Source organism: Pseudomonas sp. MF7453, assembly GCF_016405455.1.
Lineage (GTDB): Bacteria > Pseudomonadota > Gammaproteobacteria > Pseudomonadales > Pseudomonadaceae > Aquipseudomonas > Aquipseudomonas paralactis.
Window position 1 is genome coordinate 18,029 of the sequence record NZ_JAEKCN010000029.1, and the last position, 24,129, is coordinate 42,157.

General features: G+C 60.6%; 18 protein-coding genes. 13 read left to right on the forward strand and 5 right to left on the reverse strand.

Annotated elements, in window-relative coordinates; translation table 11 throughout:
- Window positions 1–134 precede the first annotated feature (134 nt).
- From JFT63_RS27860 to JFT63_RS27870, 3 genes are all read left to right on the forward strand, one after another.
- On the forward strand, window positions 135–3,425 hold the full coding sequence (locus JFT63_RS27860; protein WP_198845201.1) for a transglutaminase family protein: 3,291 nt from the start codon (window positions 135–137) through the stop codon (window positions 3,423–3,425).
- Between the two features lie 156 nt (window positions 3,426–3,581).
- Window positions 3,582–6,068, forward strand: a complete 2,487-nt coding sequence (locus tag JFT63_RS27865) for a circularly permuted type 2 ATP-grasp protein (RefSeq protein ID WP_198845202.1) — start codon at window positions 3,582–3,584, stop codon at window positions 6,066–6,068.
- Window positions 6,068–6,958, forward strand: a complete 891-nt coding sequence (locus JFT63_RS27870; protein WP_198845203.1) for a transglutaminase family protein — start codon at window positions 6,068–6,070, stop codon at window positions 6,956–6,958. The genes JFT63_RS27865 and JFT63_RS27870 overlap by 1 nt, the downstream gene beginning before the upstream one ends.
- A gap of 128 nt (window positions 6,959–7,086) precedes the next feature.
- On the opposite strand, the gene JFT63_RS27875 is transcribed toward JFT63_RS27870, so the two are convergent.
- Window positions 7,087–7,269, reverse strand: a complete 183-nt coding sequence (locus JFT63_RS27875) for a hypothetical protein (protein WP_005784271.1) — start codon at window positions 7,267–7,269, stop codon at window positions 7,087–7,089.
- A 332-nt stretch (window positions 7,270–7,601) separates the two neighbouring features.
- Here JFT63_RS27875 and azu point away from each other — a divergent pair, with 332 nt between their 5' ends.
- Window positions 7,602–8,048 (forward strand): azurin, encoded by a 447-nt coding sequence (gene azu, locus JFT63_RS27880; RefSeq protein ID WP_003188091.1) that lies wholly within the window; start codon window positions 7,602–7,604, stop codon window positions 8,046–8,048.
- A 135-nt stretch (window positions 8,049–8,183) separates the two neighbouring features.
- Here the strand turns inward: azu and nadE are convergent, their stop codons facing one another.
- From nadE to JFT63_RS27895, 3 genes are all read right to left on the reverse strand, one after another.
- Window positions 8,184–9,011, reverse strand: coding sequence for an ammonia-dependent NAD(+) synthetase (nadE, locus tag JFT63_RS27885; RefSeq protein WP_198708455.1), 828 nt, complete (start codon window positions 9,009–9,011; stop codon window positions 8,184–8,186).
- 3 nt (window positions 9,012–9,014) lie between these two features.
- Window positions 9,015–10,229, reverse strand: a complete 1,215-nt coding sequence (gene pncB / locus JFT63_RS27890) for a nicotinate phosphoribosyltransferase (protein ID WP_057702604.1) — start codon at window positions 10,227–10,229, stop codon at window positions 9,015–9,017.
- 207 nt (window positions 10,230–10,436) lie between these two features.
- Window positions 10,437–11,327 (reverse strand): LysR family transcriptional regulator, encoded by an 891-nt coding sequence (locus JFT63_RS27895; RefSeq protein ID WP_198845204.1) that lies wholly within the window; start codon window positions 11,325–11,327, stop codon window positions 10,437–10,439.
- A 153-nt stretch (window positions 11,328–11,480) separates the two neighbouring features.
- On the opposite strand from JFT63_RS27895, the gene amaB reads away from it, so the two are divergent.
- From amaB to JFT63_RS27940, 9 genes are all read left to right on the forward strand, one after another.
- Window positions 11,481–12,971 (forward strand): L-piperidine-6-carboxylate dehydrogenase, encoded by a 1,491-nt coding sequence (gene amaB, locus JFT63_RS27900; RefSeq protein ID WP_198845205.1) that lies wholly within the window; start codon window positions 11,481–11,483, stop codon window positions 12,969–12,971.
- A gap of 111 nt (window positions 12,972–13,082) precedes the next feature.
- The gene (gene amaA / locus JFT63_RS27905) at window positions 13,083–14,366 is read left to right on the forward strand and encodes an L-pipecolate oxidase (protein WP_198708456.1); all 1,284 of its coding nucleotides are present in this window, start codon (window positions 13,083–13,085) and stop codon (window positions 14,364–14,366) included.
- 374 nt (window positions 14,367–14,740) lie between these two features.
- Window positions 14,741–15,877, forward strand: coding sequence for a branched-chain amino acid ABC transporter substrate-binding protein (locus JFT63_RS27910; RefSeq protein WP_057702608.1), 1,137 nt, complete (start codon window positions 14,741–14,743; stop codon window positions 15,875–15,877).
- A gap of 219 nt (window positions 15,878–16,096) precedes the next feature.
- The gene (locus tag JFT63_RS27915) at window positions 16,097–17,011 is read left to right on the forward strand and encodes an ABC transporter permease subunit (RefSeq protein ID WP_003188099.1); all 915 of its coding nucleotides are present in this window, start codon (window positions 16,097–16,099) and stop codon (window positions 17,009–17,011) included.
- A 2-nt stretch (window positions 17,012–17,013) separates the two neighbouring features.
- Window positions 17,014–18,291: a high-affinity branched-chain amino acid ABC transporter permease LivM gene (livM, locus tag JFT63_RS27920; RefSeq protein WP_057702609.1), complete on the forward strand. Its 1,278-nt coding sequence runs from the start codon at window positions 17,014–17,016 to the stop codon at window positions 18,289–18,291.
- Window positions 18,288–19,163: an ABC transporter ATP-binding protein gene (locus JFT63_RS27925; protein WP_005784285.1), complete on the forward strand. Its 876-nt coding sequence runs from the start codon at window positions 18,288–18,290 to the stop codon at window positions 19,161–19,163. The genes livM and JFT63_RS27925 overlap by 4 nt, the downstream gene beginning before the upstream one ends.
- Window positions 19,160–19,876, forward strand: coding sequence for an ABC transporter ATP-binding protein (locus tag JFT63_RS27930; protein WP_005784287.1), 717 nt, complete (start codon window positions 19,160–19,162; stop codon window positions 19,874–19,876). The genes JFT63_RS27925 and JFT63_RS27930 overlap by 4 nt, the downstream gene beginning before the upstream one ends.
- Window positions 19,877–20,698: 822 nt before the next feature.
- Entirely contained in the window at window positions 20,699–21,466 is a 768-nt protein-coding gene (locus JFT63_RS27935; RefSeq protein WP_186562749.1) for an SDR family oxidoreductase, read from the forward strand.
- A 216-nt stretch (window positions 21,467–21,682) separates the two neighbouring features.
- Window positions 21,683–22,588: a cation diffusion facilitator family transporter gene (locus tag JFT63_RS27940; RefSeq protein ID WP_198845206.1), complete on the forward strand. Its 906-nt coding sequence runs from the start codon at window positions 21,683–21,685 to the stop codon at window positions 22,586–22,588.
- 109 nt (window positions 22,589–22,697) lie between these two features.
- Here the strand turns inward: JFT63_RS27940 and JFT63_RS27945 are convergent, their stop codons facing one another.
- Complete coding sequence (locus JFT63_RS27945; protein ID WP_198845207.1) at window positions 22,698–23,807, reverse strand: AGE family epimerase/isomerase; 1,110 nt, start codon at window positions 23,805–23,807, stop codon at window positions 22,698–22,700.
- Window positions 23,808–24,129 lie beyond the last annotated feature (322 nt).

Genomic DNA, 24,129 nt, shown 5'->3' on the forward strand with positions numbered 1-24,129 from the left:
CTGCACCATGCCGGCAACGCAGGCGCCGTTTTGGTGCTGTACTGCACCGGGTTCCACGCTAAAGCGCAATGACTGCCGCGCTGGCATAAGTCTTGCGCAGGTTGTGCCCATGCCCAGGCTCGCAGGAGGCCGCCGTGTCGATTCATGTCGCGTTGCACCACGTTACGCATTACCGCTACGACCGTGCTGTCGAACTCGGCCCTCAGATCGTGCGCTTGCGCCCGGCGGCCCATAGCCGCACGCGGATCTTGTCTTACGCGCTGAAAGTGCTGCCCGAGCAGCATTTCATCAATTGGCAGCAAGACCCTCAGGGCAATTACCTGGCGCGCCTGGTGTTCCCGGAAAAAACTGACCAGCTGCGCATCGAAGTCGATTTGGTCGCCGAGATGGCGGTGTTCAACCCGTTCGACTTTTTCCTCGAACCCTACGCCGAAAAAATCCCCTTCAGTTACGCCGCCGATGAGCAACGCGAGCTGGCGCCGTACCTGGAAACCCTGCCGCTGACGCCGAAGTTTGCCGCTTACCTGGCCGGCATTGACCGCACACCCTTGCCAGCGGTGGATTTCCTGGTCGGGTTGAACCAGCGCCTGGCCGCCGATATCGGCTACCTGATTCGTATGGAACCGGGCGTGCAAACCCCGGAATTCACCCTGGAAAACGCTTCCGGCTCCTGCCGCGATTCAGCCTGGCTGTTGGTGCAATTGCTGCGTAACCTGGGGCTGGCAGCGCGATTTGTCTCCGGTTATCTGATTCAACTCACCGCTGACGTCAAAGCACTGGATGGCCCCTCCGGCACCGAAGTGGACTTCACCGATCTGCACGCCTGGTGCGAGGTGTATTTGCCTGGCGCCGGCTGGATCGGCCTGGATGCCACCTCCGGTTTATTTGCCGGTGAAGGGCACATCCCATTGGCTTGCAGCCCCGATCCATCGTCTGCCGCGCCGATCAGTGGGTTGGTGGAGCCGTGCGAGTGCGAGTTCACCCATGAGATGTCGGTGGAGCGTATATGGGAGGCCCCTCGGGTAACCAAACCCTACACCGAAGAACAATGGCTGGCGATCCAGGCGCTGGGGCGGCAAATTGACGGCGACCTGCTCAAGCACGACGTGCGCCTGACCATGGGCGGTGAGCCGACCTTCGTGTCCATCGACGACCCCGACAGCGCCGAGTGGAACACCGCCGCTCTGGGGCCGGACAAGCGCCGCCTGTCCGCCGAGCTGTTCCAGCGTCTGCGTCAGCACTATGCGCCCCAGGGCCTGGTGCATTTCGGCCAGGGCAAGTGGTATCCCGGCGAGCAGCTGCCGCGTTGGTCGCTCAATTGCTACTGGCGCCGCGATGGGGCGCCGATCTGGCACAACAGTGCGTTGATCGCCGATGAGCAAGAGGACTATGGGGCTGACGGCGCGATGGCCGGACGCTTCCTGGCCAGCGTTGCCGAGCGTCTGAAGTTGCCGGCACGCTTTGTGTTCCCCGCCTTTGAAGACAACTTCTACTACCTGTGGCGCGAAGGCTCACTGCCGCAAAACGTTAGCGCCCAGGACCCGCGCTTGAGCGACGAACTGGAGCGCGAACGCCTGCGCAAAGTCTTCGGCCAGGGCCTGGACAAGGTCATCGGCCAAGTGCTGCCGTTGGCGCGCACCGCCGCCAATGATCGTTGGCAGAGTGGGCGCTGGTACTTGCGCGATGACCACTGCCGCCTGGTGCCGGGCGATTCACCGTTGGGTTATCGCCTACCGCTGGCTTCCCAGCCGTGGGTGACAGCAGCGGAGTATCCATTCGTACACCCGACCGACCCGAACCAGGATCAGCCGCCTCTGCCCACTACCGCGCAACTGCACAGCCACGGCGAGCCGGCCCCCAGTGATGAGCGCGTGCCGAAGGTCGACGAATCCGCCGATTGGCTGACTCGCACTGCGCTGTGCGCCGAAGCGCGGAAAGGGCGCCTGTACCTGTTTATGCCGCCGCTGGAGCGCGTCGAGGATTATCTGGAGCTGGTGACGGCCATCGAGGCCACCGCCCAGGCGCTGCATTGCCCCGTGTTGCTGGAAGGCTACGAGCCACCCGCCGATACACGCCTGAGCAATTTCCGGGTGACGCCGGACCCGGGTGTGATTGAGGTCAACGTGCAGCCATCCGCCACCTGGGATGAGTTGGTGGAACGCACCGAATTTCTTTACGAAGAAGCCCGGCAAACCCGCCTGACCACCGAAAAGTTCATGATCGACGGGCGCCACACCGGTACCGGCGGCGGTAACCATTTCGTCCTCGGCGGTGCGACGCCCAAAGACTCGCCGTTTCTGCGTCGCCCCGATCTGCTGCGCAGCCTGATCAGTTACTGGCATAACCATCCGTCGTTGTCCTACCTGTTTTCCGGGCTGTTTATCGGCCCGACCTCCCAGGCGCCACGGGTGGATGAGGCGCGCAACGATGCGCTGTATGAACTGGAAATCGCCTTCGCGCAGATGCCGGCACCGGGTGAGGAATGCCCGCCTTGGTTGGTGGACCGGCTGCTGCGCAACTTGCTGATCGACGTGACCGGCAACACCCATCGCGCCGAGTTCTGTATCGACAAACTTTACTCACCTGACGGCGCCACGGGCCGCCTGGGCTTGCTGGAATTACGTGCCTTTGAAATGCCGCCCCATGCGCGCATGAGCCTGACTCAGCAGTTGCTGTTGCGCGCGCTGGTGGCTCGGTTCTGGCGCGAGCCTTATGCGCCGCCGAAGCTGGCGCGTTGGGGCACTGAGTTACACGACCGTTTTTTGTTGCCGCACTTTATTGAGCAAGACTTTGCCGACGTCATTGTCGAGCTCAACGCTGCCGGTTACCCGCTGCGTGCCGAATGGTTTGCCGCGCACCTGGAGTTCCGCTTTCCCAAGGTGGGCGATTACGCCGTCAGCGGTATCGAACTGGAACTGCGCCAGGCCCTGGAACCCTGGCATGTGCTGGGCGAGGAGGGCGCGGTGGGCGGCACGGTGCGTTATGTGGATTCGTCTCTGGAGCGCCTGCAAGTGAAGTTGAGTGGCCTGCCGCCGCAACGCTACTTGCTGACCTGCAATGGCATACCCGTGCCGCTGCAACCGACCGGTCGAGTGGGAGAGTTTGTTGCCGGTGTGCGTTACCGCGCCTGGCAACCGGCCAATTGCCTGCAACCGACCATCGCGGTACATGCGCCGTTAGTGTTCGACCTGCTCGACACCTGGATGCAGCGTTCGCTGGGCGGCTGCCAATACCACGTGGCGCATCCGGGTGGGCGTAATTACGACAGCTTGCCGGTGAATGCCAATGAGGCAGAGAGCCGGCGGATGGCGCGGTTTTTCCGGTTGGGGCATAGCCCGGGCAAGCTCTCTGTGCCGAGTGTAGAGGTGAACGATGAGTTGCCCATGATCCTGGATTTACGCCGTTTCCCCAATAAAAATGAGTGAACGCGATCAAATGTGGGAGGGGGCTTGCTCCCGATAGCAGAGTGTCAGTCAGCACATTTGTCACTGATGCGCCGCAATCGGGAGCAAGCCCCCTCCCACACTAGACCGTAGTGAATTTGAGTTAACCTGACTTCCCTTGCCTCTGCCGAGCGTTCCATGTCCGACTTGCTCGACCGTTACCCGCTCACCGCGGGCACCTATCACGAACTGCTGGATGACAGCGGCGCGGTGCGTGCCCATTGGCAGCGCCTGCTTGACCACCTGCAACGCAGTACGCCCGCACAACTGGCCCAGCGTCAGGCATTGCTGACCCGCCAGATCCAGGAAAACGGCGTGACCTATAACGTCTACGCCGACCCCAAGGGCGCTGATCGCCCGTGGGAACTGGACCTGCTGCCCCATGTGCTGGCCGCTGATGAATGGCGGCAGTTGTCGGCCGGTATCGCCCAGCGCGCGCGTCTGCTCAATGCGGTACTCGCCGACCTCTATGGCCCGCAACGCCTCATCAAAGAGGGGCTGCTGCCTGCCGAGCTGGTATTTGGGCATAACAACTTTCTATGGCCGTGCCAGGGGATCCAGCCGCCGGACGGTGCTTTTTTGCACCTGTACGCCGTGGACCTGGCGCGCACGCCCGATGGCCGTTGGTGGGTCACCGCTGACCGTACCCAGGCACCGTCGGGTGCCGGCTACGCCCTGGAAAACCGCACCATCGTGTCCCGTGCTTTCCCGGATCTATACCGTGACTTGCAGGTGCAGCACCTCACCGGTTTCTTCCGCACCCTGCAGGAAACCCTGGCCCGCCAGGCGCCCGGCGATGACCAGCCGCCGCTGATCGTGCTGCTGACGCCGGGGCGTTTCAACGAGAGCTATTTCGAACATCTTTATCTTGCGCGCCAGCTTGGCTACCCACTGGTGGAGGGCGGCGACCTTACCGTGCGCGACAGCACGGTGTTCCTGAAAACCCTCAGCGGGCTGCGCCGAGTCCACGCGATCATGCGCCGCCTGGATGACGATTTTTGCGACCCTCTGGAACTGCGTACCGACTCGGCCCTGGGCGTGCCCGGCCTGCTCGACGCTGTGCGCCAGGGCAATGTGCTGGTGGCCAATGCCCTGGGCAGCGGCGTGCTGGAGTCGCCGGGCTTGTTGGGGTTCCTGCCGAAGATCAACGAGTTCTTGTTCGGTGAAGCGCTGATCCTGCCGTCGATTGCCACCTGGTGGTGCGGCGAGGCACCGGTACTGGCCGAGGCACTGGAGAAGCTCCCGGAGCTGCTAATCAAACCGGCGTTTCCCTCGCAAAGTTTCGCCCCGGTTTTTGGCCGTGACTTGAACGAACAGCAGCGCCAGACCCTGGCCGAGCGTATGCGCGCACGGCCTTACGCCTATGTCGCCCAGGAGCTGGCGCAACTGTCCCAGGCGCCGGTTTGGCACACCGAGGAGGACCATCTGCAACACCGCGCCATCGGTATGCGCGTGTACGCGGTGGCCAGCGCCGAGGGCTATCGCGTGTTGCCCGGTGGCCTGACCCGTGTGGCCGCCGACGCCGATGCCGAAGTGGTATCGATGCAACGCGGCGGTGCCAGCAAGGACACCTGGGTGCTCGGCGAGCGCGTCAGCGCCGGTGAACAGTGGCGTGCCCAGCGCGCCATTGGCGTCCACGATCTGGTGCGCCGCGACCCGTATTTGCCGTCGCGGGTGGTGGAAAACCTGTTCTGGTTTGGCCGTTATTGCGAACGCTGTGATGACAGTGCGCGCTGGCTGCGCGTCGTGCTGGCGCGCTATGTCGACGGCGATGATCCGTTGGCATTGCAGGCGGCGGTCGAGCTGGGTGAAAGCCTGCATCTGTTGCCGGAGGAGGGCGAGTTGCCGGAGCGTCTGCTTGCGGCCTTGCTCGGCGATGACTGGCCCTCCAGCCTGCGCGCCAATTTGCAGCGCTTGCAGTGGGCCGCGTCCCAGGTGCGCGGCAAGCTGTCTCGGGAAAACTGGCAGGCCCTGGTAGAGCTGCAACGCGAAGCCATGGAACTGGAAAGCCAAACCCCGGACTTTGGCGAGCTGCTGGATTTTCTCAATCGCTTGGTAATGTCTTTAGCGGCGCTGTCCGGGTTTGCCCTGGATGATATGACCCGCGATGAAGGCTGGCGCTTTTTGATGATGGGCCGGCGCATTGAGCGTCTGCAATTTCTCAGTACCAGCCTGGCCGCGTTCCTGCGTGGCGTGGCGGTGTTCGATCAGGCGGGGCTGGAGTGGTTGCTGGAGCTGGGCAACAGCAGCATCACCTATCGCTCGCGCTACCTGGCGGTGCCGCAACTGATTCCGGTGCTCGACCTGTTGTTGCTCGATGAGCAGAACCCCCACGCGGTGTTGTTTCAGCTCAAGTTGGTGAGCCGCACCGTGCGTCGCCTCAATGATGATTTTGGTGTGCCTCGGGAAACCGGCCTGGCGCCGTTGGTGGAGCGCCTGGGGCGCTTCGACCTGGGGTGCCTTGAGAACCCGCTGTTTGGCGAGCCCGGCGTACGTGCCGCGCTGGATGGCCTGGCCGACCTGCTGCAAGCGGTCGCCGATGAGAGCGGGCAAGTGTCGGACCGCCTGGCGCTGCGCCATTTTGCCCATGTAGATGATGTCAGCCAGCAAACGGTGTCGGTGTGATGAGTGCGCGCTATCAGATTTTTCACGATACCCATTACCACTACGACAGCCCGGTATCCCTGGCCCAGCAGTTGGCGCATTTGTGGCCACGGCCGTGTGCGTGGCAGCGTTGCACCTGGCAAACCCTGGACATTAGCCCGCAGCCTTCTTCGCGCCGCGATGAGCTGGACGTGTTCGGCAACCCGATCACGCGCCTGGCGTTCGAGCGGCCGCATGATGAGTTGCTGGTCAATGCCGGATTGACCGTGGAAGTGCTGGCGCGTCCCTCGCTGGACCTGCGGCAATCGCCCGCATGGGACAGCACCCGTGACAGCTTCACCTACAGCAGCCAGGCGCTGTCGATGGAGGTGATCGAAGCCTGCCGCTATCGCTTCGAATCGCCTTACGTGCATCTGAAAAAAACCTTTGTCGAGTTCTCGCAAAGCTGCTTCCCGCCTGGCGAGCCTTTGTTGGTCGGCGTGCAGGCATTGATGCAAAAGATTTTCAGCGAATTCACCTTCGATGCCGAAGCCACTCAGGTCGCCACGCCGCTGGTGGAGGTGCTGGAGCGCCGTCGCGGCGTGTGTCAGGACTTCGCCCACCTGATGCTCGCCTGTCTGCGCTCACGGGGCCTGGCGGCGCGCTATATCAGCGGCTACCTGCTGACCCAGCCGCCGCCCGGCCAGCCACGGCTGATTGGCGCCGATGCGTCCCATGCGTGGGTCTCGGTGTTTTGCCCGCGGTTGGGCTGGGTGGATTTCGATCCGACCAACAATGTGCAGCCGGCACTGGAGCACATCACCCTGGCCTGGGGCCGGGATTTTTCCGATGTGTCGCCGTTGCGTGGGGTGATTCTGGGGGGAGGCAGCCATGACCCGGAGGTGCGGGTGACGGTGATGCCGTTGGAATAATGACTGCGGGCTGTCGATTTTTGTAGGAGCGAGCTTGCTCGCGAAGGATCTTGGGGCGCCACGTTAATCCAGGCGACCCTCGTCATCGTTGACGTTCTTCGCGAGCAAGCTCGCTCCTACAGGAATGCTTATTCAGCCGGGTCTTTCGGGGTTTCGGTCTCGTCAGTTGCTGCTTCACCTTCCGCATCCGGGTTCAGCGCGCCGGCTTCTTCGTCTGCAGCGGCTTTCTTGCGTTGCAGCTTTTCCTCTTTCTTCTGTTCCTTGGCCAAGTCTCTCTGACGTTTGGCGAAGGAGTAATTAGGTTTGGCCATGGGCGATCCTCTAGGGTCGAAGGTGAGGGTGGGCGGCGCGCAGCTGCCTTGGGTCGTCATGGTAGCAGCTTCAGGGTGCGCTTTGCTTTCACTTACCGCAGGCGTAGGCGGCCAGCAGGCCGTTGAACAGGTGATTGAGGTGCATGGCATGAACTCCCGTGAGTGATGGGGCGATCATAGGCAGGGTGCGGCAGTTTGGCTGGTTGATTGTGTTGATCAGTCTGATAGCCTAAAGTTGTATACAATCTGTTGATGCAGATCATAAGAACTTCAGCCTGCTTGAGGCACCCTTGTCGCAATACGCGTTTTCTAACCCTGCCTTGGAGATTCACATGTTTGCCAAACTCGTTGCTGTTTCCCTGCTGACCCTGGCGAGCGGCCAGTTGCTTGCTGCAGAGTGCAAGGTCACTGTCGACTCCACCGACCAAATGTCGTTCAACACTAAAGAAATCACCATCGACAAGAGCTGCAAGCAGTTCACTGTTGAGCTGACTCATTCGGGTAACCTGCCCAAGAACGTGATGGGCCATAACTGGGTGTTGACTACCGAAGCCAATATGCAACCGGTGGCAACCGACGGCATGGCTGCGGGGATCGACAAGGATTACCTGAAAGCCGGTGATGAGCGCATCATCGCCCACACCAAGATCATCGGTGCCGGCGAGAAAGACTCGGTGACCTTCGACGTCTCCAAGCTGAAGGCCGATGAGAAATACAGCTTCTTCTGCTCGTTCCCAGGCCACATCTCGATGATGAAAGGTGCTGTGGTTCTGAAGTAACACCGCGTTATCGTTCATCGCAGGCAAGCCAGCTCCCACATTCGACCGCATTCCCATGTTGGAATACGGTCAAGTGTGGGAGCTGGCTTGCCTGCGATGGCGATTCGACAATCAATGCAAAACGATCGGTTCACCTCAAGGCGCAAACGGCATGACCCGCTTGTGCTCTGTCTTGCGATAGGTCTCGCAGATAATCCTGAACGCCTCTTCACGCACCGGCTCGCCGTGCAGGAAGGCATCAATCTCGGCATAGGTCACGCCATGTGACGCTTCGTCCGGCTTGCCCGGCGACAGGTCTTCGAGGTCGGCGGTCGGCACCTTCTCCACCAGCGATTCCGGCGCGCCAAAGTGACGGGCAATGGCCCGCACCTGATGCTTCACCAGCCCGCTCAAGGGCGCCAGGTCGCAAGCCCCGTCACCGAACTTGGTGTAGAAGCCCATCACCGCTTCGGCCGCATGGTCGGTGCCGATCACCAGCCCACCGGCCGCGCCGGCGATGGTGTACTGCGCCACCATGCGCATACGCGCCTTGGTGTTGCCCAGTACGAAGTCGCGGGACGCCGCGGGCCTGCCTTCAAACGCGGTCACTTCATTGGCCAGGGCTTTCACTGCCGGGCCGATGTTGACGGTGTGGCGTTCATCCGGCTCGATAAAGTCCACCGAAGCCTGGGCGTCGTGTTCGTCAAACTGGGTTTCGTAGGGCAGGCGCACGGCGATAAAGCGGTACGCCTCATCACCGGTGCTGGCGCGCAGTTCCTGCATCGCACGTTGGGCCAACAGGCCGGCGGTCAGGGAGTCGACGCCGCCGCTGATGCCCAGCACCAGGGCCTTGAGCCCGGAATTGCGCAGGCAGTCCTGGATAAAGGTCACGCGTCGGGCAATCTCGGCTTCAAGGCTGGCCTGGTCTTTGAACGGCGCTTGGACCTTGAGCTGCTGCGCAATCTCACGCTGTACGGCTTGCATGATTCACTCCTTGCTGGAAAGGGCAGGTACTTTGAAAACGTGACGCAAATAGGCGACAAAATTCGGGTCGGTGCAATGGGTCTTGCCCGCTTCATCGGAAATCTTGGCGACGGGCTGGCCATTGCAGGCGGTCATTTTAAGCACGATGCTCATCGGTTCCACCCCCGGAATGTCGCAGGTGAGGTTGGTGCCGATACCAAAGCTCACATTGATCCGACCACGCAACGCACGGAATATCTCCAATGCTTTGGGCAGCGTCAGACTGTCGGAGAACACCAGGGTCTTGCTCATCGGCTCGATGCCCAGCTTGTGGTAGTGGGCGATGGCTTTTTCCGCCCACTGAATCGGATCGCCGGAGTCGTGGCGCAGGCCATCGAACAGCTTGGCGAAGTACAAATCGAAGTCGCTGAGGAAGGCGTCGGTGGTGATGCAATCGGTCAGGGCGATACCCAGCAGCCCACGGTACTCGCGCACCCAGCAATCCAGGGCGGCGATCTGGCTGTCGATCAGGCGCGGGCCCAGTTGCTGGTGGGCCATGATCCACTCATGGGCCATGGTGCCCAGCGGCTTCATATCGAATTCACGCGCCAGGTGCACGTTGCTGGTGCCGACAAAGCGCCCAGGGAAGTCATGTTTGAGCACGCTGACTACTTCTTCCTGTACCCGGTACGAGAAGCGGCGGCGCGTACCGAAGTCGGCCACTTGCAGTTCCGAGAGTTCATCGCTGGAGGCATTGGCCGTCAGCCAATCGAACTTGCGGTACAACTGCTCGCGGGCCTGTTCAAGGATTACGGTTTGGTAGCGGTAGCGGTTACGCACTTCGCTGACGATGGCCAGCATCGGCACTTCAAACAGGATCACATGCAGCCAAGGCCCGCGCAGGCGGATAAATAACTCGCCGTTCTCGATGCCGGTTTGCACATACCGCAGGTTGAAGCGAAACAGCCCGAGGAAGCGCAAAAAATCCGGCTTCATAAAGCTGATGCGTTCCAGAAAGCCCAGTTGGTCGGGGCTCAGGCTTAACTCGGCGAGGCGTTCGATCTGGTAGCGGATCTCCGCCAGGTATGGGCGCAGGTCTTCACTGTTACGGCAACGGAACTCCCATTCAACTTCCACATTGGGGTAGTTGTGCAGCACCGCCTGCATCATGGTCAGCTTGTAGAAGTCGGTGTCGAGCAGGTTCTGCACGATGCGATCGGCAAACACACTCTCGCTCATAACGGGAATCTCCAGACGGGTCGGCGATGGAGGCCGGCCTTTACGCACAATTGAGGAAGGGGGTTAGTGGCGCATAGACCTGTGGGGGATTGCCAGTGATTTTTTCAGTAAGGCCACTGGCGCCATCGCAGGCAAGCCAGCTCCCACATTTGAAATGCATTCCAAACGGTGGGAGCTGGCTTGCCTGCGATGGCGATTCTCCAGGCGCTAAAGCACCTGCTCCATCATCCACTTCACAAATTCGCGCACCTTGGGCACTTCCGCCGAATGCTCAGGATACGCCAGGTAGTAAGCATCCTGGCTCGGCATCGCATGTCGCCAGGGGATCACCAACTTGCCCTCGGCCAATTCCTCCTCCACCAGAAAACGCGGCAACAACGCCACGCCGCAACCTACCTGCGCCGCCCGAATGCACATATAAAACGTGTCGAACCGCGGCCCATGGTAGCTGTGCTCGGTATGAAAGCCCTGGCTGGCGAACCATTCATGCCAGCCCTGGGGCCGCGAGGCGTTTTGCAGCAGCACCAGGTCGCTCAGTTGCGTAGGATCGGTGAAGGGCTGGGCGGGCAGGCTGTCGGGCGAACATACCGGGACAAGTTCTTCGCTGAACAGCTTCAGGCTCTCGGTGCCCGGACGCGCGCCCTGGCCGAAGTAGAACGCCATATCAGCCTTGCCTTGCAGCAGCTCATCCGGCGCTTGCTCGTTGCACAGGTCCAGGTGGATCTGCGGGTGACGCAGGCGCCAACCCTTGAGGCGCGGCACCAGCCAGCGCGCACCGAAGGTATAGGGCGTGGACACACGCAGCACTTCAGTCTCGCCGCCGTAGGAGCGCAGGTAATGGGTAGACATCTCCACTTGGGTGAGGATCTTGCGCACTTCCACCAGGTACAGGTCGCCCGCCGGGGTCATCTGCAAGCGGCGGCGCACCCGGCGAAACAGCAGGTGCTGCAACAACTCTTCCAGCTGCGCCACCTGTTTGCTCACGGCGCTTTGCGTGAGGTTCAGCTCTTCGGCAGCGCGGGTGAAGCTCAGGTGGCGGGTAGCGGCTTCGAAGCACTGCAGCGCGGTGATCGAGGGCAAATGTCTTTTGTTCAGCACGGCATGCCTCTTTTTGTTCTTTGCATGAATAAACGGAATGATATCTCGCCTAATCGTCGTTTGTTGGCAAGTCTTGGGCCAGCTACAAATAGGGCCAGGATCGCCGCACGTGTCGCGGCGCGAATTTTTGTACGCAGATTGAAGGAGTGACCCATGGTTGCCGCATTGCTTGATCGTCTCGGGGTAAACCCGGCGCTGTACCAGGCGGGCAAACAGCCCGTGCATTCGCCGATTGATGGCAGCCGTATCGGCAGTGTGCACTGGGAAGGCGCCGCCGAGGTGGAGCAACAGGTCAGTCGTGCCGAGCACGCATTTGAGGCCTGGCGTAAAGTGCCGGCCCCGCGTCGCGGCGAGCTGGTACGCCAGTTCGGCGATGTACTGCGCCAATACAAGGCCGACCTGGGCGAGCTGGTGTCCTGGGAAGCCGGCAAGATCACTCAGGAAGGCTTGGGTGAAGTGCAGGAAATGATCGACATCTGCGACTTCGCCGTGGGCCTGTCCCGACAGTTGTACGGCTTGACCATCGCCTCCGAACGCCCAGGCCACCATATGCGTGAAACCTGGCACCCGCTGGGCGTGGTCGGGGTGATCAGCGCCTTCAACTTTCCGGTGGCCGTATGGGCATGGAACACCGCGCTGGCATTGGTATGCGGCAACGCAGTGATCTGGAAACCCTCGGAAAAGACCCCGCTCACCGCGCTGGCCTGCCAGGCGTTGTTCGAGCGCGTACTGAACAAGTTTGACGATGCGCCCGAGTACCTGAGCCAGGTGATCATCGGCGGCCGCGACGCCGGCGCCGCGCTGGTGGACGACCCGCGCGTGGCCCTGATCAGTGCCACCGGCAGCACCCGAATGGGCCGCGAAGTGGCGCCGAAAGTTGCGGCGCGTTTCGCCCGCAGCATTCTCGAACTGGGTGGCAACAACGCGATGATCCTCGGGCCAAGCGCCGACCTGGACATGGCCGTGCGCGCCATCCTGTTCAGCGCCGTCGGCACCGCCGGCCAACGTTGCACCACGTTGCGCCGGTTGATCGCCCATGAGTCGGTCAAGGAAGACATCGTCACCCGCCTCAAGGCGGCCTATTCCAAGGTGCGCATCGGCCACCCGCTGGAAGGCAACCTGGTCGGCCCACTGATCGACAAGCAGGGCTTTGACAACATGCAGGACGCCCTGGAGCAAGCCTTGAGCGAGGGCGGCAAGGTGTTCGGCGGCAAGCGCCAACTGCAAGACACATTTCCCAACGCCTACTACGTCTCGCCGGCAATTGTGGAAATGCCCGAGCAAAGCGACGTGGTGTGTACCGAAACCTTCGCGCCGATTCTCTACGTGGTCGGCTACACCGACTTCGCCGAAGCCCTGCGCCTGAATAACGCGGTGCCACAGGGCCTGTCGTCATGCATCTTCACCACCGACGTGCGTGAAGCCGAGCAATTCATGTCGGCGGTGGGCAGTGATTGCGGGATTGCCAACGTCAACATCGGCCCGAGCGGCGCGGAGATTGGCGGTGCCTTCGGTGGCGAGAAAGAGACCGGCGGCGGGCGAGAGTCGGGCTCGGATGCCTGGCGCGGGTATATGCGCCGGCAGACCAATACCGTGAACTACTCGCAGGAATTGCCGTTGGCCCAAGGCATCACGTTCGACTGAGCCTCAGGTCGGAGTGAGATCAATGTGGGAGCAGGCAAGCCAGCTCCCACAGGTGATTGGGTTTCCCATTCAAAAGAGTATTTGTTTGTTAGGTCTCATCGGAGTCTGGCAATGGCACTGCGCGAAACATGTTTATGGGAACACCTCACCCCCAGCCGACCAGATCGCGCCGCGCTCAGCGGCACACTCAAGGTGGATGTGTGCGTAATCGGCGCCGGCATCACCGGTTTGTCGGCGGCCATCCATTTGCTGGAACAGGGTAAAAGCGTTGCCGTGCTGGAGGCCCATCGCACCGGCCATGGCGGCTCGGGGCGTAACGTCGGCTTGGTCAATGCCGGCCTGTGGATCCCGCCGGATGAGATCGAAGCCGGGTTCGGCACGGCGGTGGGCAGCCAGCTCAACCGCATGTTGGGCGCAGCGCCGGCCCTGGTGTTCAGCCTGATCGACAAATACAACATCGATTGCCAATTGCGCCGCGAGGGTACGTTGCACATGGCGCACAACGCCCGTGGCGAGGCGGATTTGCGCAGTCGTGAAGAACAATGGAAGCGCCGTGGCGCGCCGGTGGAGTTACTCACCGGGCCGGCGTGCGAGCAAGCCACCGGTACCCGCAAAATATCCGCCGCCTTGCTCGATCGACGGGCCGGCACCCTGAACCCCATGGCCTACACCACGGGCTTGGCCAATGCCGCCGCAACGCTGGGCGGGCAATTGTTTGACCATTCCCCGGTCACCCGGCTTGAACGCCAGGGTGCCGACTGGTCGGTGCAGACCGCTGAGGGCGCGGTGCAGGCTGCTCAGGTGGTGATCGCCTCCAACGCCTACACCGAAGGCGAATGGACAGAGTTGCGGCGCAATTTTTTCCCCGGCTATTACTATCAGGTGGCTTCGGCGCCGCTGACCGATGATGCCGCCCGACAAATCCTGCCTGGTGGCCAGGGGTCGTGGGACACGCGCCAGGTATTGAGCAGCATCCGTCGTGATGCCGATGGCCGCCTGTTGCTGGGCAGCCTGGGCAACGGCAACCAGAAACCCGCCTGGTTCCTCAAGGCGTGGGCCGATCGGGTGCAGCAGCACTACTTCCCGTATCTCAAATCGGTGCAGTGGGAATACACCTGGACCGGCTGCATCGCGTTTACCCCAGACCATCTGATGCGCCTGTTCGAACCTGCCCCCGGCCTGGTCGCAGTCACCGGCTATAACGGGCGCGGTGTGACCACAGGCAGCGTGGTCGGCAAGGCATTTGCCGACTACCTGTGTCACCAGAATCCCCAAGCCTTGCCGATCCCTTTTGCGCCGATGCAGCCACTGGCAGGCGCAGGTCTGCGCAGTTGCCTGTATGAAGCAGGATTCTCGCTGTACCACGCCGGGCAATGTCTGAGGATCGTGATCTGATCAGCGAAATACCCCTCAAAAGCCTGCATTTTCTTAGCAGGCTACCCATCTGTATTGGTGCAAGTCGTAGCAATCACGCACTGTAAATGTGCAGTTCCGTTACGCCTTTTGTTACAGGTGCAGGAACTGCCGTTTATCCCTCCGGTTGCAGGTGCTGACGCGCAAGGTTGTACTTTTTCTGCTCTCTGGTTGCACCTATAGAAGCTAGACGGTTGCACGTACTGGCAAAAGGAGTCGAAACCCACGTAATAACAATGACACCGTGTCTTTTTGAAGAATAAAAAAGTAATGGCACGCGGCTTGCTCTGAGCTTTCAGTGAAAAGTTTGAATGCAAGTTGTCGTGCCAAAAATCAAAAATATCGGAGCACCACTCATGTCCCAGACGTTTTACAAGAAAGGTTTTCTGGCCCTCGCCGTTGCAGCGGCGCTGGGTGTTTCTACGTTTGTTCAAGCTGATGTGAAAATTGGTGTGGCGGGCCCGATGACGGGTGCCAACGCCGCTTTCGGTGAGCAGTACATGAAGGGTGCCCAGGCGGCAGCCGACGTTATCAACAAGGCCGGCGGCATCAACGGTGAGCAGATCAAACTGGTGGCCGGCGATGACGCCTGCGAACCCAAACAAGCCGTGGCTGTGGCCAACCGCCTGGCCGACCAGGACAAAGTGATCGGTGTGGTCGGGCACTTCTGCTCATCCAACACCATCCCGGCGTCTGAGGTTTACGACGAAGCAGGCATCATCGCCATCACCCCGGGCTCCACCAACCCACAAGTGACCGAACGCGGCCTGGGCGCCATGTTCCGTATGTGCGGGCGTGACGACCAGCAAGGCATCGTGGCCGGCGACTACATCGTCGACGTGCTCAAGGGCAAGAAAGTCGCGGTGATCAACGACAAGGATACCTACGGCAAAGGCCTGGCCGACGCCACCGCTGCGCAGTTGACCAAGCGCGGCGTCAAGCCGGTGCTGGAAGAGGGCCTGACCCGGGGCGAGAAAGACTTCAGCGCCCTGGTTACCAAGATCCGTTCCCTGGGCGCCGACGTCGTGTACTTCGGCGGCCTGCATCCGGAAGCCGGCCCACTGGTGCGCCAGATCCGCGAAGCGGGCTTGAAAGACGTCAAGTTCATGTCCGATGACGGCGTGGTCACCGACGAGCTGGTAGCCACCGCCGGCGGCGCGCAGTACGTCGATGGCGTGTACATGACCTTCGGCGCCGACCCGCGCCTGCTGCCAGACAGCAAGACGGTCGTGGAAGAGTTCCGCAAGAACGGCACCGAGCCTGAAGGCTACACCCTGTACGCCTACGCCTCGATCCAGGCCCTGGCTGCCGGTTTCAACGGTGCCAAGTCCAACAAGGGCGAAGACGCCGCCAAGTGGCTCAAGGCCAACCCGGTCAAAACCGTCATGGGCGAAAAAGCCTGGGATACGAAGGGTGACCTGAAAGTCTCCGACTACGTGGTTTACCAGTGGGACAAAGACGGCAAATACCATCAGTTGGAAAAGCAGAAGTAATAACGCGACGGCTTGAACACCTCGATCCCTGTGGGAGCCGGGCTTGCCCGCGATGACGGACTCAATGCCAACCCTGTGTTGAATGTGAAACCGCTATCGCAGGCAAGCCAGCTCCCACAGAGGGCCTGGTTGCCTGCTCTATTGCACCAAACCTGTCTTTTCCTCCAGAAGCGCCGCACACCCACCGGTGTGCAGGTGCTCACCGCGTGAGATTGCGTTATGGATGGTATTTTCCTGCAGCAACTGGTCAATGGCCTGACCCTCGGGTCGGTCTATGGCCTGATCGCCATCGGCTACACAATGGTCTATGGCATCATTGGCATGATCAACTTCGCCCACGGCGAGGTTTATATGATTTCCGCTTACCTCGCGGCGATCAGTCTGGCACTGCTGGCTTACTTCGGCATCGAATCCTTCCCGCTGCTCATTCTCGGCACCTTGATCTTCACCGTGGTCGTCACCGGCGTGTACGGTTGGGTGATTGAACGTGTCGCCTATAAACCGCTGCGCAACTCCACCCGCCTGGCACCGCTGATCAGCGCCATCGGTATCTCGCTGATCCTGCAGAACTACGCACAGATCGCCCAGGGTGCCAAGCAACAAGGCATCCCGACGCTGCTGGCCGGCGCCTGGCGCGTCGATATCGGCACCGGCTTCGTGCAACTGACCTACACCAAAGTGTTCATCCTGGTGGCGGCGTTCGCCGGCATGGCGTTGCTCACCTACATCATCAAATACACCAAGCTGGGTCGCATGTGCCGCGCCACTCAGCAAGATCGCAAAATGGCCTCGATCCTGGGCATCAACACCGACCGGGTGATCTCCTACGTGTTCGTTATCGGCGCAGCCATGGCTGCCCTGGCCGGCGTGCTGATCACCCTCAACTACGGCACCTTCGACTTCTATGCCGGCTTCATCATCGGCATCAAGGCGTTTACCGCGGCGGTTCTCGGCGGCATCGGCTCCCTGCCTGGGGCGATGCTGGGCGGGATCATCCTCGGTATCTCCGAGTCGCTGTTCTCGGGGTTGATCAACTCTGACTACAAAGACGTGTTCAGTTTCTCCCTGCTGGTGGTGATTCTGATTTTCCGTCCCCAGGGCCTGCTTGGTCGCCCACTCGTGGCGAAGGTGTAAACATGTCTGCTGCCAAATCCATTGATATCAAAAAAAGTGTGGTCGATACCGTCCTCGCCGGGCTGATTTCGCTGATCGTGTTCGGCCCGATCGTGGGCGTAGTGCTCGACGGCTACAGCTTCAACCTGGAGCCGGTGCGAGTTGCCACGTTGGTCGCCATCGTCATGGTCGGGCGTTTTGCCTTGAGCCTGTTCCTGCAAACCCCCAAGGGCGTGAAGATCCTGCAGGGTTTTGAAAGCAGTGGTTCGGGCGTGCATGTGCTGCCGCCGGACTACAAGTCGCGACTGCGCTGGATCATTCCGGCACTGATCGTGATCGCCATCGTGTTTCCGATCTTCGCCAACAAATACCTGCTCACCGTGGTGATCCTCGGGTTGATCTACGTGTTGCTCGGCCTGGGCCTGAACATCGTGGTGGGCCTGGCCGGCCTGCTCGACCTGGGTTACGTGGCGTTCTATGCCATTGGTGCCTACGGCCTGGCGCTGGGTTATCAATACCTGGGCCTGGGGTTCTGGACGGTGCTGCCGCTGGCGGCCATCGCGGCGGCGTTGGCGGGGTGCATACTCGGCTTCCCGGTGTTGCGAATGCACGGTGACTACCTGGCCATCGTGACCCTGGGCTTTGGTGAAATCATTCGCCTGGTACTCAACAACTGGCTGTCGTTCACTGGTGGCCCCAACGGTATGCCCGTGCCTTCGCCGACCTTTCTGGGCCTGGAGTTCGGCAAGCGTGCAAAGGATGGCGGCATCCCGTTTCACGAGTTCTTCGGCATCGATTACAACCCCAACATCAAGTTCATGTTCATCTACATCGTGCTGTTTCTGGTGGTGCTGGCCGTGCTGTACATCAAACATCGCCTCACGCGTATGCCGGTCGGTCGCGCCTGGGAAGCCTTGCGTGAAGATGAAATCGCCTGCCGCTCCATGGGCCTGAACCATGTGCTGGTCAAGCTCTCGGCGTTCACCATTGGGGCATCTACCGCTGGTTTGGCGGGTGTGTTTTTCGCCAGCTACCAGGGTTTCGTCAACCCATCGTCGTTTACCTTCTTCGAGTCGGCGTTGATCCTCGCCATCGTGGTGTTGGGCGGCATGGGCTCGACGGTCGGCGTGGTGATCGCCGCGTTCGTGTTGACCGTGGCGCCGGAACTGCTGCGTAGTTTTTCCGAGTACCGCGTGCTGCTGTTTGGGGTGCTGATGGTGGTGATGATGATCTGGCGACCGCGCGGCTTGATTCGCATCAGCCGTACCGGCGTGACGCCACGCAAAGGGGTAGCGCCATGAGTAAGGAAGTCGTGCTGTCCGTCGAACACCTGATGATGCACTTCGGTGGTATCAAGGCCTTGAGCGATGTAAGCCTCAAGGTTGAACGCAACTCGATCTTCGCCCTGATCGGCCCCAACGGCGCCGGCAAGACCACAGTGTTCAACTGCCTCACCGGCTTCTACAAAGCCAGTGGCGGCAAGATCGAACTCAACGTGCGGGGTAAGCAAACCAACGTGATCCAACTGCTCGGCGAGCGCTTTGAGGCCACCGACTTCGTCTCGCCCAAAAGCTTCCTCAGCCGTGTGTACTACAAGATGTTCGGCGGCACCCACCTGGTAAACCGTGCCGGGCTGGCGCGCACCTTCCAGAACATTCGCCTGTTCAAGGAAATGTCGGTGCTGGAAAACCTGCTGGTGGCCCAGCACATGTGGGTCAATCGCAACATGCTCGCGGGCATCCTCAATACCAAGGGCTACCGCAAGGCTGAAAGTGATGCCCTGGACTGTGCGTTCTACTGGCTGGAGGTTGTGGACCTGGTGGACTGCGCCAACCGCCTGGCCGGCGAGCTCTCCTATGGCCAGCAGCGCCGCCTGGAAATCGCCCGCGCCATGTGCACGCGGCCGCAGATCATCTGCCTGGACGAACCGGCAGCGGGCCTCAACCCTCAGGAAACCGAAGCCCTCAGCGCGATGATTCGCCTGCTGCGCGACGAACACGACCTTACGGTGGTGCTGATCGAACACGACATGGGCATGGTGATGAGTATTTCCGACCACATTGTGGTGCTGGACCACGGCAACGTGATTGCCGAAGGCGGCCCCGACGCGATCCGCAACGACCCGAAAGTGATTGCTGCCTACCTGGGCGCGGACGAAGAGGAGCTGGTATGAGCGCACCTATCCTCGAAATGAAGGACCTGGACGTGTTCTACGGCCCGATCCAGGCCCTGAAGAAGGTCTCGCTGCACATCAACGAAGGCGAAACCGTCAGCCTGATTGGCTCCAACGGCGCGGGCAAATCCACGCTGCTGATGTCGATCTTCGGCCAGCCTCGGGCCGAGTCGGGGCAGATTCTGTACAACGGCGTCGACATTACCCACAAGTCGTCTCATTACATCGCGTCCAACGGCATTGCGCAGTCGCCGGAGGGGCGGCGAGTGTTCCCCGACATGACCGTCGAGGAAAACCTGCTGATGGGCACCATCCCCATTGGCGACAAGTTTGCCAGCGAGGATATGCAGCGCATGTTCGAGCTGTTCCCCAGGCTCAAGGAGCGGCGTAACCAGCGGGCCATGACCATGTCCGGCGGCGAACAGCAAATGCTCGCCATCGCCCGTGCGCTGATGAGCCGGCCCAAGCTGTTGCTGCTCGACGAGCCCAGCCTGGGTTTGGCGCCGATTGTGGTAAAGCAGATCTTTTCCACCCTGCGTGAGTTGGCGTCCACCGGGATGACCATCTTCCTGGTGGAGCAGAACGCCAACCATGCGCTGCGCTTGTCGGACCGGGCGTATGTGATGGTCAATGGTGAGATTCGCCTGACCGGCACAGGTAAAGAACTGCTGGTTAACGAGGAAGTGCGCAACGCCTACCTCGGCGGCCACTGACCTAAGATCCAGGCGCATCAACCCTGTGGGAACCGGGCCTTATGTGGGAGCCGGGCTTGCCCGCGATAGCATCACCTCGGTTTAGCTGACATACCGAGGTGGCCGCATCGCAGGCAAGCCAGCTCCCACCCAAAGCCGGTTCCCACATTTGTTTTTGCGGTGTCAACAAGCCCTCCACCAAATTGTGGAAAACAAATCCAGCCCACCTCCAAAGCGCGACATATAGCCGCCGCAAATCCCTGTTTTGTCACAGTTTTGACTTGTCCCCATCCACTGTGGAACCGGCTGTGGGTAACATGGGTGTACCTGGCTGAAAGCCTTTAAATACATGGCTTGTAGCGTTGTGGTTGTTTTTTGATCAGCTACTTTTTCTCGACCCTCCACCGGCTTTGTCAACCTGTTTAAAGACACAGGTATATGACCGGAATATGTCGGTCAAGCCTGTGGATAAGTCTGTGATTAAACTCTGGAAAGACTCCCGCAGGGGCCGGAATGACTGGCCTGAAGCCATCGTTGCGTCTTTCTGAATTTTTCAAGGGCTACATACGCCCCGATCAAGGTCAAGCAAAAAACTTTCTAAAACCGCCTGCAAGCCTTGTACACAGTGGCTCCGAGCGATTTGCACTTGCCCCCAAAGACTGTGGGCGCAATTGTGGATAACCTGCGCGCACATGGCTGCAAGCCACGGTTTACAAGGCGTTGGTCGTTCTGATTAAAAAATGAACAGTTGTATGTGAAGTTCTGCGCATAGCGGTTGCCGCGACGGCGGCGTAAGGGCATTCTGCTGGCAACTTTTTCCCCGATGCCCTCTAGGAGAACACCATGTCCGACACGCTATTCATCACTGGCGCTACTTCAGGTTTCGGCGAGGCCTGTGCTCGTCGTTTTGCCGAAGCCGGCTGGAAGCTGGTGCTCACCGGTCGTCGTGCCGAGCGCTTGAATGCCCTGGTCGAAGAGCTTTCCCGGCAGACCGAAGTGCATGGCCTGGTGGTCGATGTGCGCGATCGCAAAGGCATGGAGGAGGCTATTGCCAACTTGCCGCCGTCGTTTGCCAAACTGCGTGGCCTGATCAACAACGCCGGCCTGGCGGTGGGCACTGATCCTGCCCCCAAGTGCGACCTCGACGATTGGGAAACCATGGTCGACACCAATATCAAGGGCCTGCTGACCACCACTAACCTGTTGTTGCCGCGCCTGATTGCTCATGGCCGTGGTGCGGGGATCATCAACCTGGGCTCCATCGCCGGTAACTATCCGTACCCGGGCAGCCATGTGTATGGCGGCTCCAAGGCGTTCGTGAAGCAGTTCTCGCTGAACCTGCGGTGCGACCTGCAAGGTACTGGCGTGCGGGTGACCAACATCGAGCCGGGCCTGTGCGAGAGCGAGTTCTCGCTGGTGCGGTTTGGCGGTGACCAGGCGCGTTATGACGCCACCTATGCAGGTGCTGAACCGATCCAGCCGCAGGATATTGCCGACACGATTTTCTGGGTGATGAATACCCCGGCCCACGTGAACATCAACCGGTTGGAACTGATGCCGGTGAGCCAGACCTGGGCCGGGTTTGCGATTGAGCGTGGGGCCAAGGGCTAAGCACCTGCGCGATACTCTGTAGGAGCGAGCTTGCTCGCGAAAAACGTTAACGATGACGCGGATATTCTGAATGCACGCGGCGCTCTCGGGTTCTTCGCGAGCAAGCTCGCTCCTACAGTAAATGGCGGCAAATCGGCCAAAATGCGGCATAAGGTACACTGCCCGCCTGAAAACCCCACCGCACCCTGCGGTTTAAAGGTTTTGACGGGAGGAAATGTGAGTAACCGAGGTGAGCAGGCACTGCTCAAACAATCGACGATCCTGATGTTCGCTGTGGCGATCGCCGGGATTGTCACGGGGGTGATATCCGGCGCCCAATCCATTCTGTTCGACGGCTTCTTCTCGCTGATCGCCACCGCCATCAAGGTGTTGATGCTGATCACGGCCAAGTTGATCGCCAAGAAAAGTAACGAGCGTTTCCAGTTCGGCTATTGGCACCTGGAGCCCATGGTGCTGTTGATCGAAGGCAGCTTTCTGCTGCTGATCGCCATCTATGCATTCCTCAATGGTGTGTTCGGCATCATCAACGGCGGGCGCGAAATCGAGTTGGGGCTGGTGATTATTTATGCGGCGGTGTTTACCGTCGTGGAATTCGCCTACTTCTTCTATGTGCGCTACCGCAACCGCACACTCAAATCATCGCTGATCCAGTTCGATAACATCAGTTGGCTGGTGGATGCGATGCTGTCGGTGGGTTTGCTGATCAGCTTTTTGGCCGCTCTGTTGCTCAAGTCCCAGGGCTACGGCGAATGGGCGGTGTATGTCGACCCGCTGATTTTGATCCTGCTGGCCCTGAGTATGCTGGCGCCGGCTTTCAAGATCCTGCGCCCGGCGTTGCGCGAAGTGCTGGGGATCGCGCCGGATCACCTGGACGATAAAGTACGCGAAGTGATGGATGCTGCGCAGGCCAGGCATGGTTTCGACGACTACGTGTCCTATGTGCAGAAGCACGGGCGAGCGCGGTTTATCGAGATCCATGTAGTGCTGCCGGCGGATTACCCGGTGGATAAGGTCGCGACCCTCGACAGCTTGCGCGAAGAGATATCCACAGGCTTGGGCACGCCGGATGCGGCGCGCTGGTTGACGATCAGTTTTACCGGGGATCGCAAGTGGATTGCGTGAGGTCAGTTAGACCGAGGTGAGGCTATCGCAGGCAAGCCAGCTCCCACATTTAAATGTGTGAACACTATCCACTGTGGGAGCTGGCTTGCCTGCGATGGGGCCCTGCAGGTCAGCCCAGATGCTGGACCAAGCCCTCATAGCAAGTTGCCAAATGATAGGGCGTAGTCGAGGGCATATCCCGTCGGCTCACCTTACCCTCGGCATCCAGGCATTCGTGCCAACCCTTGGCATGCAGGAAGCGCTGTTGCAACGCCTGCAACTGCCGCTGCAGCACCGCTTCGCTACCCGGCCGCAAGGTCAGCGCCCGCAGGTACTCCGCCTGGGCCCAGATACGTTGGGTGCCGTCGCGCACGGTGCCATCCAGCGCGAGCATGCCACTGACCGCACCGCTTAACTTATCCACACCCTTTTGCTCGGCATAGGCAAATGCCCGTGTCAGCGACTTATGCAGCGCAGTGCCGCGCAGCACAGCTGAAGATTCCAGCAAAAAGAACCATTCGAACTGGTGCCCCGGCTCAAACCAGTTATCCACAGCGCCCACAGGTTTTTCCATCATCACGCCGTGCTCGCGGTCGATGAAACGTTGCTGCATGGCCGTCGCCAGTGCCAGCAGGGCCGCTTGTACCTCGGCGTCCTCACGCACCGCGAGGGTGGCCAGGAAACCTTCGGCCAGGTGCATCAGCGGGTTTTGCAAGGGGCCTGAGTTGAGGGAGGCCCAATTGCGTTCCAGTACGGCCTCGTACAAACCGTCGCCGGTGGAAAAGCGTTGGGCGACGACTTCCAGGGCGGCGTTGAGCACCGATTCCACCAACGGTTCACGCACCTTGGCCCAGTAATGGGCGCAGGCAAAAATAATGAAGGCGTGGGTGTAGAGGTCTTTGCGCTTGTCCAGCGGTTGGCCGGCCGAGTCGATGCTGTAGAACCAGCCGCCGTGTTCGGCATCATGGAAGTGCCGTTGCAGGGAACGGAACAGCGCCGCCGCACGTTCTTCGGCAAAGGCCGCACCCGGCTCGCCGATCAGGCTGGCGAACAGGTACAACTGTCGGGCGCAAGCCATGGCGCGATAGCGTTGTGGGGGCAACGGTTGATGATCGGCGTCCAGCGCCTCAAACGGTAGTGCCAGGTCGGCGTTCCATCCCGGGCCTTGCCAGAGCGGCACGATCAGGTCATGGAAGTGCGTGAGCACGGTATTCAAAGCAGGCTGAGAAGCGAAGGGCATTGGCTGGCGTCGTCACGGCAGGGGTGTAGGCGCGCATGGTAGCAGGCTTGGGAACTATGGTGTCTGCACCAACGCTATCGGGGGCAAGCCACTCCCACACTTGACCCCGATGAGCATGAGTATCTACACAACTTTTGTAGCCACTGCCAACGCTAACCACGATGCGAAGCGAGCCGCTCTTGCTCTTGATCTGCCTTTGATCTTAAGCGCCCCGTCAAACCACGCTGGCCGGAATTCGCCAGGGATTTGGGGGGTAAACCGGCAGGGATGCCGGTTTAGCCGCCCCGCGCCATGGATGGCGCGTGGCGGCGGCCCCCCAAAT

Coding starts and splice junctions, on each gene's coding strand:
- JFT63_RS27870 (WP_198845203.1), top strand. CDS start 6,068: ATGAGTGCGCGCTATCAGATTTTTCACGATACCCATTACCACTACGAC.
- JFT63_RS27915 (WP_003188099.1), top strand. CDS start 16,097: ATGGATGGTATTTTCCTGCAGCAACTGGTCAATGGCCTGACCCTCGGG.
- amaB (WP_198845205.1), top strand. CDS start 11,481: ATGGTTGCCGCATTGCTTGATCGTCTCGGGGTAAACCCGGCGCTGTAC.
- JFT63_RS27865 (WP_198845202.1), top strand. CDS start 3,582: ATGTCCGACTTGCTCGACCGTTACCCGCTCACCGCGGGCACCTATCAC.
- amaA (WP_198708456.1), top strand. CDS start 13,083: ATGGCACTGCGCGAAACATGTTTATGGGAACACCTCACCCCCAGCCGA.
- JFT63_RS27925 (WP_005784285.1), top strand. CDS start 18,288: ATGAGTAAGGAAGTCGTGCTGTCCGTCGAACACCTGATGATGCACTTC.
- azu (WP_003188091.1), top strand. CDS start 7,602: ATGTTTGCCAAACTCGTTGCTGTTTCCCTGCTGACCCTGGCGAGCGGC.
- nadE (WP_198708455.1), bottom strand. CDS start 9,011: ATGCAAGCCGTACAGCGTGAGATTGCGCAGCAGCTCAAGGTCCAAGCG.
- JFT63_RS27930 (WP_005784287.1), top strand. CDS start 19,160: ATGAGCGCACCTATCCTCGAAATGAAGGACCTGGACGTGTTCTACGGC.
- JFT63_RS27875 (WP_005784271.1), bottom strand. CDS start 7,269: ATGGCCAAACCTAATTACTCCTTCGCCAAACGTCAGAGAGACTTGGCC.
- JFT63_RS27935 (WP_186562749.1), top strand. CDS start 20,699: ATGTCCGACACGCTATTCATCACTGGCGCTACTTCAGGTTTCGGCGAG.
- pncB (WP_057702604.1), bottom strand. CDS start 10,229: ATGAGCGAGAGTGTGTTTGCCGATCGCATCGTGCAGAACCTGCTCGAC.
- JFT63_RS27945 (WP_198845207.1), bottom strand. CDS start 23,807: ATGCCCTTCGCTTCTCAGCCTGCTTTGAATACCGTGCTCACGCACTTC.
- livM (WP_057702609.1), top strand. CDS start 17,014: ATGTCTGCTGCCAAATCCATTGATATCAAAAAAAGTGTGGTCGATACC.
- JFT63_RS27910 (WP_057702608.1), top strand. CDS start 14,741: ATGTCCCAGACGTTTTACAAGAAAGGTTTTCTGGCCCTCGCCGTTGCA.